The sequence below is a fragment of the Shewanella sp. AS16 genome (assembly GCF_021412365.1).
GTDB lineage: Bacteria > Pseudomonadota > Gammaproteobacteria > Enterobacterales > Shewanellaceae > Shewanella > Shewanella salipaludis.
Genome location: NZ_JAKCLK010000001.1, coordinates 1,009,165 through 1,021,253 on the forward strand (window position 1 = coordinate 1,009,165; position 12,089 = coordinate 1,021,253).

At 57.0% G+C, this 12,089-nt stretch carries 13 protein-coding genes; 11 read left to right on the forward strand and 2 right to left on the reverse strand.

The genetic code is table 11. The annotated features are described in order from the left end of the window. Positions 1-141: 141 nt before the first annotated feature. The 5 genes from LZP73_RS04520 to LZP73_RS04540 all read left to right on the forward strand — a co-directional run bounded on the left by LZP73_RS04520 (position 142) and on the right by LZP73_RS04540 (position 5,428). Positions 142-1,557: a pepsin-like aspartic protease gene (locus LZP73_RS04520; RefSeq protein ID WP_234233235.1), complete on the forward strand. Its 1,416-nt coding sequence runs from the start codon at positions 142-144 to the stop codon at positions 1,555-1,557. After that, a complete protein-coding gene (locus LZP73_RS04525) occupies positions 1,551-2,201 on the forward strand; it encodes a GNAT family N-acetyltransferase (protein WP_234233236.1) in 651 nt (216 codons plus the stop codon). Before LZP73_RS04520 ends, LZP73_RS04525 begins: the two co-directional genes overlap by 7 nt. Before the next feature lie 87 nt (positions 2,202-2,288). Beyond that, complete coding sequence (locus tag LZP73_RS04530) at positions 2,289-3,137, forward strand: SAM-dependent methyltransferase (RefSeq protein ID WP_234233237.1); 849 nt, start codon at positions 2,289-2,291, stop codon at positions 3,135-3,137. A 107-nt stretch (positions 3,138-3,244) separates the two neighbouring features. After that, positions 3,245-3,511 (forward strand): hypothetical protein, encoded by a 267-nt coding sequence (locus LZP73_RS04535; RefSeq protein ID WP_234233238.1) that lies wholly within the window; start codon positions 3,245-3,247, stop codon positions 3,509-3,511. Between the two features lie 57 nt (positions 3,512-3,568). After that, a complete protein-coding gene (locus tag LZP73_RS04540; RefSeq protein ID WP_234233239.1) occupies positions 3,569-5,428 on the forward strand; it encodes a sensor domain-containing diguanylate cyclase in 1,860 nt (619 codons plus the stop codon). Between the two features lie 135 nt (positions 5,429-5,563). Here the strand turns inward: LZP73_RS04540 and LZP73_RS04545 are convergent, their stop codons facing one another. Next, positions 5,564-6,100, reverse strand: coding sequence for an SRPBCC family protein (locus LZP73_RS04545; RefSeq protein ID WP_234233240.1), 537 nt, complete (start codon positions 6,098-6,100; stop codon positions 5,564-5,566). Positions 6,101-6,360: 260 nt separating this feature from the next. Between LZP73_RS04545 and LZP73_RS04550 the strand changes: the two genes are divergently transcribed. The 5 genes from LZP73_RS04550 to LZP73_RS04570 all read left to right on the forward strand — a co-directional run bounded on the left by LZP73_RS04550 (position 6,361) and on the right by LZP73_RS04570 (position 11,023). Next, a complete protein-coding gene (locus LZP73_RS04550) occupies positions 6,361-7,110 on the forward strand; it encodes an SDR family NAD(P)-dependent oxidoreductase (RefSeq protein ID WP_234233241.1) in 750 nt (249 codons plus the stop codon). 153 nt (positions 7,111-7,263) lie between these two features. Beyond that, on the forward strand, positions 7,264-8,121 hold the full coding sequence (locus LZP73_RS04555) for a substrate-binding periplasmic protein (RefSeq protein WP_234233242.1): 858 nt from the start codon (positions 7,264-7,266) through the stop codon (positions 8,119-8,121). A gap of 151 nt (positions 8,122-8,272) precedes the next feature. Next, positions 8,273-9,142 carry an AraC family transcriptional regulator gene (locus LZP73_RS04560; RefSeq protein WP_234233243.1) on the forward strand — a complete coding sequence of 290 codons (870 nt, stop codon included), beginning with the start codon at positions 8,273-8,275 and terminating at the stop codon, positions 9,140-9,142. 96 nt (positions 9,143-9,238) lie between these two features. Further along, positions 9,239-10,093 (forward strand): nuclear transport factor 2 family protein, encoded by an 855-nt coding sequence (locus LZP73_RS04565; protein ID WP_234233244.1) that lies wholly within the window; start codon positions 9,239-9,241, stop codon positions 10,091-10,093. Positions 10,094-10,225: 132 nt separating this feature from the next. Next, positions 10,226-11,023 carry a DODA-type extradiol aromatic ring-opening family dioxygenase gene (locus LZP73_RS04570; RefSeq protein ID WP_234233245.1) on the forward strand — a complete coding sequence of 266 codons (798 nt, stop codon included), beginning with the start codon at positions 10,226-10,228 and terminating at the stop codon, positions 11,021-11,023. A 15-nt stretch (positions 11,024-11,038) separates the two neighbouring features. Here LZP73_RS04570 and LZP73_RS04575 read toward each other — a convergent pair whose 3' ends face one another. Further along, complete coding sequence (locus tag LZP73_RS04575; protein ID WP_234233246.1) at positions 11,039-11,440, reverse strand: ribosome recycling factor family protein; 402 nt, start codon at positions 11,438-11,440, stop codon at positions 11,039-11,041. Positions 11,441-11,707: 267 nt separating this feature from the next. On the opposite strand from LZP73_RS04575, the gene LZP73_RS04580 reads away from it, so the two are divergent. After that, positions 11,708-11,953, forward strand: a complete 246-nt coding sequence (locus tag LZP73_RS04580; protein ID WP_234233247.1) for a DUF3297 family protein — start codon at positions 11,708-11,710, stop codon at positions 11,951-11,953. Positions 11,954-12,089: the final 136 nt, after the last annotated feature.

The window sequence follows — 12,089 nt, forward strand, 5'->3', positions numbered from 1 at the left end:
TTTGCTTCTGCTATAAAGTCCACTGTCTGTGGGCTTGCTCTTTTTCGCTTGTGGCCGCCGGCGATTGCTCGACACTGGCTTGGTTCAGATGATAATGGCCCTGCCCTGCCCAACAAAAACAACAATAACAACAAACTCAATATGCCGGATAAGCAAACTCTGATACTGCCGCTGACCAATGTCCATGCCAAAGGGGATTATACTGTCCGGCTGCGGCTGGGCAGCCGCCGGGATAGCGTCAACCTCATCCTGGATACCGGCAGCAGCACCCTGGTGGTGCGCGAGGGCCCCTATTGCCCGGATAAGGATGCCAGTCTCAGGGCCACATCGCTGGCACAGGAAATCAACTACGGCATCGGCGGCTGGGATGGTCCAGTGGTCCATACCCGGGTGCAGGCCGGCACGGACAACAGTTCACTGGTGCTGGAAAGTACCCCGCTGGCACTGGCCTGCGCCGGTCAGGAGCATACCTTCGGCGATGCCGACGGTATTCTGGGGTTGGCCTATCGGCATTTGAACAAGAGCTATGACCTCACGGCTTGCCTGCGCGCCAACGGCGTGGAACCGCCGCTCAGCTATCCCTGGCCCTTCGAGCCAAAGCCCCCAAAAGTGGCCTCATCCAGCCAGCTTGCAACAAAGACCAAGGTCCTTGCGGCAGAGCCTAAGGCCATGGCTCCCAAGCCGAATGCTGCCCAAGAGCAAATGAGTCTGGCGCAGCTGGACTGCAACGACTTATCCGCGTTCAAGCATTTCCTCTGGCAACAGCACGAGCAGGACATAGATCCCTACTTCAGCGCATTGGCCCAACAGGGCCTGTGCGCCAACAAGTTTGCCTTCTACAGCCGCCGCTCCAGCATACATGTGGCCCATGCCGGTGCCACCCAGGCAGAGCTTGAGGCAGATCCCTTAAATCAGGGCTATCTGGTGCTGGGTGGCGGCGAAGAACAGAGCCGCTTCTACCAGGGTGAGTTCCAAACCTTGGCGGTCGAGCACGACATCTATTACAACGTCAGCCTGGTTGCACTGCAGGTTGCCGACGGCCCGCGAATAACGGCCGCGCCGCTGCAACCCGAATATCGGGCCAACTACTTCAGCAACGCCATCATAGACACAGGCGCCTCGGGCATAGCCCTGACCGACGCCTTGTATCAGGCCATGAGCGAGGCATTGTGCCGTCACTCGGCCGACTTCGCCCAACTGCTCGCGCCCTTCAAAGCGCTGAGCGCCCAGGAAACAGGCATAGATGCCGCCAACCTCAGGCTGGCAGACTGGCCGGATATTCACTTTATCTTCGCCGCCGCGCCCACAGGACAGTCGGTACAGCCGCAAGCACAGGCCGGGGAGGTCATACTCAGCTGCCGACCTGAGACCTACTGGCAGCTCAACAGCCCTGCCCCCGGCCGGGCCTGCTTCAAGATCATTTCACAGCTGCCCAACTGGCCGAATCAGTCCATTCTCGGCCTGCCGCTGCTGAACAATTATTTCACCCTGTTCGATCGCAGCATTGCGCCGAACGGGGTCATCGGCTTTGCGCCGCTGAGGACAGAAGCATGCTAACCGGGCCAGAGACAGAAACAGCCGGGCAATCGTTGGATACCCATGTCTTCACCAGCGCCAGATTAGTGAACCGCCCTCTGGCCGAGCAAGATCTGCCGCTCTATTGCAGCCTCTATACCGACGCCAGAATCATGCGCCACATAGCGGCGCCGCTGAGCCAAGCGCGGGCCGAGCGCGCCTTTGGGACCAGCTTGAAACTCATGGCCGCACCGGCGCCGACGCTGCTGAACTGGGTCATCACAGACAAACAGACCGGCGAGGCCCTGGGGCTCCAGGGCTTCAGCTGGGCCAAAGTCTCTGCACACGAGGCCACAGCGCACAATAAGGCCACAGCACACAAGGCAGATGCCAGGACAAATGTCAGGCAAGATGCCGCCAGAGCCGAGCTGGGCATAATGCTGCTGCGCAGCGCCAACGGCAAGCTGATACCGGAGGAAGCCACGGCGGCGCTGATGCAACACGGTTTCGACCGGCTCGGGCTCGAGCGGATAGATGTCAATTACAACGGCACCAACCTGGCGACCGAACGTGTGGTGAAAAAACTCGGTTTCCAATTCGAGCCGGCTTCCCTCACGCCAAGCAGTGCTGAACGCCACTGTTATATGCTGGCGGAGAATTGGTTTAAACGTGAAAAAGTTACCTAAAGATTACAGTTAATCTTCACACCGATAACTGTTATCTTAACGGCCAAAACTAACAAGAATAAACACGGATTAAGGAACTCAGGGGCGATGCAAGTGCCAGATACCGAAGCAAGAACCGGAAGTTTAACCTGTGTTGGCACAGGCATGACACTGGGGGCACACATCTGCCCCCTGAGCAAGAGTTACATCAGCCAGGCCGATGTGGTGTTCTGCGGCGTGTCCAACGGCATAGTCGAGCTGTGGATCAAACAGATGCATCCTGATGTGCGCAGCCTGCAGGGCTTCTACCAGACAGGCAAGGACAGGCGGCTGACCTACGCAGAAATGGTCGACGCCATGTTGACCGAGGTCAGGGCCGGCAAGAAAGTGGTAGGTGCCTTCTACGGCCACCCTGGGGTGTTTGCCTACGCCCCCCACAAGGCGATAGAAATTGCCCGCGCCGAGGGCTTCGCCGCCAGCATGATCCCTGGGATCTCCGCCGAAGACTGTTTGTTTGCCGATCTTGGCATAGATCCCGGCCGCTTCGGCTGTCAGCATTATGAAGCCAGCCAGTTCATGTTCTATAAGCGCAGATTCGATCCCTCCGCCTACCTGGTGCTGTGGCAAATAGGCCTGGCCGGCGATCGCAGCATAGCCAGGTTCGCCACCGGCGGCGAACATCGCCAGCCACTGCTGGAACTGCTGGCCGAGGACTACCCAGCCGAGCATGAGGTGATATTGTACGAGACCCCTGTGTTGCCGACAGACGTTCCCAGGATGGAGCGGCTGCCGCTGTCCAAGTTGCGGGATGCAGAGATCTCCCAGCACACCACCCTGGTAGTCCCACCGGGCCGGGCGATGGAGCCCAACCATGAACTGCTGGCACGACTGGACGCCATAGACGCAGAGCTGGCGGCCAGGGCGTTGGAGAGCGGCGATGCAGAGGCAGAAGCCTGAGTCAGGCGTCAGTCGACAGCGCCGCATGTGAGCGCCGTACGTTAATTAAAAAGAAAACAGATAACCAACAACACCAACGACAACACCAACAAAAAGAAGGAAGCAACATGTCTAACATCATCCAACTGTTCGAACGTATGGGTCAGGACGCCGGGCTGCAGAATCACGACGCACAATTAACGGCAATCCAAGCAACCGAACTGACGGCCGAGCTCAAGCAGGCCTTGCTGGCAAATGATGCCGTCAGCCTGGAACGTCAGCTGAACATCAACCCTGACATCTTCTGTGCTATGGTACCGGCGGAAGACGAACAGCCGACAGAGGAAGCTCCAGCAGACGAGCAAGACACTATACGTATGGTGGCAAACGGCTAGTCTATGACCTCCCAGCACATAGGTTTAGAGCCGACAAGCGGCTTCAGTAGCGGTTGCATGAAATTGCAGCCACTGCTGTTGGGCTTGCTACTGGGTGCCCTGCTGGTCACGGGAGCTGTGTCTGCCTCTGAGCCGAACACGGCTCCTGAGCAGTCACAGACTGCTGAACCAAACAGGATCCCCGAGCAGCAAAGACTGGCACAGCAATTGGCTGCCGCGGATGCAATCCGCAGCAGCCAGCCTGTGCGTTTCAGCGAGCTGCTGAGCGAGCTCGAGGCCGAGCGCTCCAGCCTGTCCAACGAACAAAAACACTATTTGGATTACCTGCAAGGCTATAAACTATCCTTCGGTGGCCAAATGGAACAGGGGCTGGAAAAATATAGACAACTGATAGGCTCGGATGCCAGCCCATTGCTGCAATACCGCGCCAATATATCTATAGTCAACATATTAGCCATCACCAAGGAGTGGACTGAAGGACTTACCTACTTAACCAACACCATTGAGGCATTGCCAAACATCTCCGACGAAGCCATGCGCCAAAGTGGCTTGGCAGTATCAGCTGTTTTTTACAACCAGCTGGGACAATATGAGCTGGGATTCAACTACGCCAATCGACTGGAAAATACTGCTACCACAGGGCGAAATCTCTGTCTGGCTAAGCAACTGCTACTGGAAGCCAGGTTTAATCTGCATAACTTAGAGATTGATTCCCCTGAAATACAAGACGGCATAGAGGTTTGTGAGCAACAGGGTGAGGCAGTGCTGAGTAACCTTATTCGTTTATTCCAGGCAGAGACTTATCTTAAATCCGCAGATAGCCAGAGTGCCTTAACACTGTTGACGCCTCATTTAGCCGAAATAGAGGCGACCCATTACCCAAGACTGATTGCCGAGACCTATGCCCTGATGGCCAGGGCACATTGGGCATTAAAACAGCCCGAACTGGCGGAACAATATGCCCTCAAGGCATTGGAGCGAGGCAAGAGCCTGGATGCGACCAAACCCATAGTGCAAGTGTATGAGACCCTCTATCAGATAGCACTGCAGCGCAACGACTATCAAACAGCACTGGATTACCACATCAAGTTTGCCGAGGCCGACAAGGCATATTTGGATGAAACCAAGACCAAGTTCCTCGCCTATCAGCTGGCGCAGCACCAGTCCATCGAGCAGCAAAGCAAGATAAGCCTACTGGACAAACAGAATAATTTGCTGCGGCTGGAGCAGAAGCTGGCCAGCGCCGAAGCGGAAAATAACCGCCTGTTCATCGCCCTGCTCATACTCTGCGTGACGGCGCTGCTGGTGTTGATCTACAGGGCCGGCCGAACCCATAAACGTTTGAGAACCCTGGCAGAATACGATGCGCTGACGGGTGTCTATAATCGCGGCCACTGTACTCAGCTGGCGACCGCCAGCCTGGACTACTGCCGCAACAGCAGTCAGGAGATCAGCTGTATCCTGCTGGACTTGGATAACTTCAAGGCGATCAACGACAACTATGGTCACGCCTGCGGTGACTGGGTGTTGAAGAAGGTCGCCAGCGTTTGCATGGCGAGCACCCGCAAGAATGATATCTTCGCCCGTTTGGGCGGTGAGGAATTCTTCCTGCTGCTGCCCGGATGCGACCTGGAGAGGGCCATGGCGCTGGCCGAGCGCCTGCGCGCCGGCCTGGCGGCCATAGATACCGCCGACAGCGGCTTCAGCTTCGCTATCAGCGCCAGTCTCGGCGTCACAGGCTCGGCGCTGTCCGGCTTCGAGCTGGAGCAACTGATCGCCGATGCCGACACAGGCATGTATCACGCCAAGAAGTCCGGACGGGACAGGGTCAGCCTGTATTCCAGCGAGCTGCGCGAGCAGGAACAGCGCCAGCACCAGGCGGCTATGGCGTCACAGGACGAATTTACCGCGGCCTAGCCAGCGGAAAATGACCCGGAGCCTGTCTTGGCTGGCTTGACCAGCTTGACCTGGCTACTCAGGCCAAGCTATTCAGGCCAGGCTAGCCAAGCTCCGGCTATCCAGGCTCAGTGCTCTTTAGGCCAATACCACATGTTATTGCTTCTCCAGGATAACCTTCAACTGATTCAGCCCTTGCTGCAGATCTTTGCCTATCATGGTCTCAAGATCCACGAACAGCAGCATCAGGTTCATGGGGTAATCTATATGCCCCACGAAGCCCCAGCCAACCAAGGTTTCATCATCCTCGACCGCTTCCGTGGTCATGAAGGCCCTGTCCGTGGCGGCGAAGGGAGTGATGAACCTCAGCTCGTAGTCGATGCGCTTTCCTTCTGTTATGGCGATGATTTCCTGCTCACCGGACCCGACCTCTTCCTTGTCACTGGCCCAGGCCGACACGAAGCCGACCGTGCCGTCCGTGCCGCGATAGCTCTGCTTCATGTCCGGATCCATCTTAGCCCAGACACTATAGTTATCCTGGTTTTTCAGCAGTTTGACATAGTCAAACACCTGAGCAACCGGCTTGTTTATGCTGATATTGGTCGTCACTGCATAGTCTTGCTTAACAAACAGCGCGGCCACCAGCGGAATGGCGATGATGACCGCCAGGACGAACAGGATTTTTCTGAACATGGGTAGCTCCTAATGATGCGGGCTAGGCCCGGGAATGGATGGCGTGTCTATGCCTGGGTTCAGTGCTCGAACCTGCGACAAGTTTATGCAAAGAATTAACACTTTAACAAATCGCCTCTGGATCTTATGTCGCGATACCCCTGATCTGTGCCCTTCGCGGCTTTTTTTCGCCCCGGCGTTACCTTTTTGCCGAACAGCTTCTACAGTAATGAAGGAGAATAAACGAAGTAGCGACAACCTCTTAGCAGCAGGAGAATGCAATGAACAACAAGGTAGTTCTCATAACAGGCGCCCTCACGGGCATAGGTTACGCCACCGCCCTCGCCTTCGCCCGGGAAGGCGCCAATCTGGTCGTCAGTGGCCGTCGCGAAGAAGCAGGTTTGGCACTGGTCACTGAGCTGCGCGCCCTGGGCGCCCAGGCCGAATTCGTGCGGGCCGATGTGCGCTTCGAGTCACAGGTGCAGAACCTGGTGGAGCAGACAGTCGCTAAATTTGGCCGCCTGGATGTGGCGGTCAACAATGCCGGCACCGAGGGCCGGCCGACACTTGTGCCGGAAGAAACGCCGGAAAACTTCGAGGCGACCTTCGCCACCAATGTGCTTGGCATCCTCCTGTCCCTCAAGCATGAGATGCGGGTCATGCTGCCCCAGGGCTCGGGAGCCATCATCAACCTATCCTCCATCGCCGGACAGATAGGCGTTCCCGGCGCGTCTGTCTATGTCGCCAGCAAGCATGCCGTCGAGGGCCTGACCAAGTGCGCCGCACTGGAAGGCGCGGCTTCCGGGGTCAGAGTCAACGCCGTGGCCCCTGGCCCCATAGAAACCGAGATGTTCGACCGCTTCACCGGCGGCAATGAAGAGTTCAAGAAGGGTTTGATCTCGGCTGTGCCCGCCAGACGCATAGGCAGGGCCGATGAAATAGCCCAGACCATAGTCTTTCTCGCCAGCGACAAGGCCCAATACCTGACGGGCCAGTCGCTGGCGGTGGATGGCGGTTTCACCAGCCAATAACGGCAACAGACTTGGCGCGGCAGTTGCCGTTTATGCCGCCAAAAGCGCCTGAAAAGCGAACCTCAAGGGTTCGCTTTTTACTTTCAGCCACACCCGGTGCGCTTGCTGTTTTTTATGGTAGACTCGAGTGACACAAGTATTTAACACGACGCTATGCCTCTTAGACAGATACTCGACATCGCTTTTTTCTGTATCACTCTCTTGGCGTTCAACGCCTCACCGTTGCGAGCCGAACCTGTACCCCCTGGGCCCCTGGAAACTCATGCCCCTGAGACTTATAAGTTAAACATCGTCTTTCACGAATTCGCCCCCTTCAGCTTCGTCGATGACCAAGGCAAAGCCACGGGCGCCTTAGTCGAAATCGCCCAGAGGGTCTGCCAGGACTGGCCCGATAAATGCGAAATCAGCCTCAGGCCGAATCGCCGCGCCAAACAGCTGTTCTTTACCGGCGAGATGCAGGCGACCTTCCTGGGGTGGAGCCAGGAAAGGGCCAGCAGCATGTGGTTCTCGCTGCCCATGGTCGAGACTGAGTACGGCTTCTACTCACTGAAAAACAATCCCTTTATCCCAGAGCAAGCCACAACAAACACAGTCGTCGGGGTATTTTCCCCCTCCAATACCCACGGATCCCTGCAGAAAATAGAGCGGCAACGCCAACAACAGGGAATGGCAAGACTGAGGGTCGAACTCTATCCCCAGGCCAATGAAGCCCCGCTGCGCATGCTGCAAAAGGGCCGCTTCGACGCTTACTATGTCAACAAGGACGTCGGCGCCTATTATGCCAAGCGCCTGGGGCTGACGGCGCTGGATTACACCCCGGGCGAAACCCACGTCCGTTACTGCCTCGCCTTCGAGATGAATCACACCCCCTTCGAGTCGGTCAAAGCCTTCAACCGACTGTTCCAGCAGCTGCTCAGCCAAGGCCGGCTCGACGCCATCTACCATAAATGGCACATGACCCCGGCACATCTGGATCCCATAATGTACCCAGAATTGAATATGCCATTCTAGAAGGTGTGAGTCAGCCTGCCTTTGATACCAGGCACATACGCCGGCGCAGTGTTTTGCCACTATGGCAAAAGGTGCATTTGCCCGGCCAAGGGTTTCGGTGCCACAATCCGAACATCAGCTTTGAGTGATAGGTTAACCAATGCAGCCCCCTATGAATGTCCCCGAAGTGGAGTTTCGCCAAAGCCCGCTGCCACAGCCGGGCTTTGAAATTCTGTCCCTGGAGAGCCTGTACCAAAGGGCGCTGGCGGCGCCGCAGGACTTTGCCGGCCAACCCCACAGACTTCACTTTTACAATCTGCTGCTGATTACCGAGGGCCAGGGTGAACACTTTATCGATTTTCAGAAGTACCAGGTTCAACCCGGCAGTCTGGTGATAATCAACAGGGGGCAGATCCATGCCTTCGACACCCGCAGCCAACCCAAGGGCCACCTCATCCTCTTCACCCGGGAGTTTCTCGACACTGTCACCAAGGGCATAGAAGTGCGGCTGTTTGCCCCCAGCCAGTTTGTCTCCAACTACCGGCCCTGTTTCCAGGCATCCGCCGAGGTCCGCCAAGCGCTGGAAGGGCTGCTTGAGGTTATCCGCGCCGAGTTCACCCACCACAGGCCCAACACTGCCTATTTGCAACTGCTGTTCGCCGCCCTGCTGACCAAGGTCAACGAAGCCAGCCCCCAACTGCAACACAACAGCCTGTCAAAGGCCCATGCTCAGGCTTTCGAGCGCTTTATTGGCTTGATTAACAAACACCTGGACAGGATACATGACGCCCGCCAGTATGCGGCGCGGGTCGGCACCAGCTACAAGACGCTGAACGGCATCTGCAAGGCCGCCACAGGCAAAACCGCCAAGCAGTTGATTGACGAGCACAGGGTGCTGGAAGCCAAACGTCGTCTGCGGGTGGACAATCTCCAGGTGCAACAGCTGGCCTCGGCTCTGGGTTTCGATGAGGCCACCAACTTTGTGAAATACTTCAAGAAGCATACTTCCATGACGCCTAACCAGTTCAGAAAAGCATGCTGAGGTTCGACTTTTACCATTTTATTTCCCATCCTGACCTGCCCCCAGTGACGCTCCCGGGCCAAAATATGCCCATGTTCAACCAACCGAGCCACCAAGATGAAATCAATATCCATCAGCGTCCTGATTGCCACACTCCTGCTGGGCAACGGCGCCTTTGCCAACGAGGAGTCCACCATGTTGTTATCCAACAGTGAAAAAGCCGTCGCCCTGCTCAATGCCATAGAGACAGGCGATCAGCAGGCCCTGGGCTATGTTGATGCCGCCCACTATACCCAGCACAATCTGGCCGTTGCCGACGGTCTGGCCGGGTTCGGCGAACTGCTCCAGGCCCTGCCGGAAGGCAGCGCCAGGGTCAAGGTAGTGCGGGCCTTCGAGGATGGCGACTTCGTCTTCACCCACACAGACTACAACTTCTTCGGCCCCAAGGTCGGCTTTGACCTGTTCCGCTTCAATGATGGCAAGATAGTCGAGCACTGGGACAATCTCGCGCTGAAAGCCGAACAGCCCAACCCCAGCGGTCGTACCCAGTTGGATGGCAGCACGGCATTGACAGATCTGGCGCACACAGAGGCCAACAAGGCACTGGTGACCAATTTTGTCCAACATGTGCTGGTAAATGCCGAATACGACAAGTTGGGCCGATTCATCGACGGCGAGCAGTATCTGCAGCACAACAGCATGATTGCCGATGGACTCTCGGGCCTGGCCCAGGCCATAGATGCCATGAAGGCCCAGGGCATCAGCATGGTCTACCATAAAAACCACAGGGTATTGGGTCAGGGTAACTTTGTGCTCAGCATCAGTGAAGGCGCCTTTGCCGGCGAGCCCACCTCCTTCTACGATCTGTTCCGGGTGGAAAACGGCAAGATAGTCGAGCACTGGGATGTGCTGGAAACCCTGCTGCCTGAAGCCGAATGGAAAAACAGCAACGGCAAGTTCGGTAACCTGTAACAGGATCCCGGCAAGGGCGGTACTGCCGCCCCGTTTGCTTGCCGGGAACTTACATACAAAGGCAGCTTTTCATCAGGACAAGAGTCATCAGGTCCCTTTCAACAGGCAAATGGTCAATAAGCGAGGCATAGCATGAGTCACAACCAGAAAGCCCCCGTCATCTTTATCCCCCATGGCGGCGGCCCCTTGCCACTGCTCAATGAGCCTGGCCACGGGGAACTGATACATTTCCTTAAGGCGCTGCCCGCAAGTTTTCCGGCACCCGAGGCCATAATCATCATCAGTGCCCACTGGGAAGAAGAGGTCGTCAGCATCACCTCGGCCGCGGCCCCGGAACTCATTTATGACTATTATGGCTTTCCCGAGGAGAGCTACCGGATAAGCTACCCGGTCAAGGGGCATCCGCTACTGGCCGAACGCCTCAAGGCGCTGCTGGAGCACGCAGGCATAGCCGCCAGGCTGGATGCCAAGCGCGGCCTGGATCACGGCGTGTTCGTGCCGCTCAAACTCATGTACCCTGAGGCCCAGATCCCCTGTGTGCAACTGTCGCTGGTCAAGGGATTGTCTCCGGAGCAGCATATCGCCATCGGCAGGGCCATAGCCGAACTGCGCCAAGAGAATGTGTTGATCCTGGGGTCGGGCTTTTCCTTCCACAACCTGAGAGCCTTCGGTCGCGGCAGCGAACCCGACAGGGACAACCTCGCCTTCGAGGCCTGGCTTGTCGACACCTGCACCGATCCGGCGACAGATGCCAAGAGCAAGGCCAAGGCATTGAATGACTGGCAGCAGGCCCCCGGTGCCCGCCATTGCCACCCGCGGGAAGAGCATCTGCTGCCACTGCATGTCTGTTTCGGCGCCGGCGACAATGCCGCCAGCCTCATCTTCGACGGCACTGTGCTTGGCAAGAAGACGGCCGCATTGCGCTGGTGACGTCCCCGGGCCCGGCTAGCCCAGGTCGGTTTGGAACCTGGCCAGCCTGGCCTGGGTGATCGAGCATTGGGTGAGTTGCATCAACTCCCCAAGGGTCACATTGGGATTGCCTTGAATGAGGCGGGCGAGCTTGGCGTCCATGGATTCCAGCTTGTCGGCATGTTGCCCCAAGGCAGTGTCTAGCCTTGGGACCAGGTAACGCAACCCGGCATCATCTTCTGTTTTTATCTGCCCGGTGAATGACTGAATATCAATCGCCTCCCCCACCAAACACCAGTTCCTGGAACGGCGCACCCGCCTGAGCTCGCAGCCATACCGCTTGGCCAGCACCTGGGCCAGCCCGACCGCCTCCCTGCCGATGCGATGGATGAGGGATGGCAGCGCAATGCTGATGGCATCGCTTGGGGTTTTATTCATGGCCGGGTCCAGTCACAGATACCAAAGTTCACGCGTGGGGCCATTTTTTCAGCCTATCGCCAAATACACAAGCCGGGATGGCAGGATCGCCGTTGAATACAGCAATTGTCAAAAGCGCCGCAGTTGAGCCCCAAACCACAGTTGAGCCCCAAACCACAGTTGAGCCCAAACCACAGTTGTAAATAACCGCACTTGAGCATGAGACAGCTATTGCCTACAATGGCGCACGCTTATTTTCACTACTGACCACAAGAAAAGATTAAGACAATGACCGACACCAAATCACAACCCGCCTTACCGGATCGCCTTTCAGTCAATCCCCGCAGCCCACACCATGTGGCCGCCATTTTCGAGCACGACATAGGCATACTGCTCAACGGCAAAGAGCGTTTCGACGTCGAGGAATATTGCATCAGCGAAGGTTGGGTCAAGGTCCCGACAAAATCCCTGGACCGTCGCGGCCAACCCCTGCTGTTGACCATCAAAGGCACGGTTGAAGCCTTCTATCGTTAAGCTGTATCGGTAAGGGGCTGGCGCCCTCGAATATGAGATCTGGCGACCTATGCAGTGGTGGGCCAAATGCATCCCTGCATAAGGGCCAGTTCGGCAGCCCAGCTTCTCGCTCGTGAGCCGATGGCCTTCGCCCTCT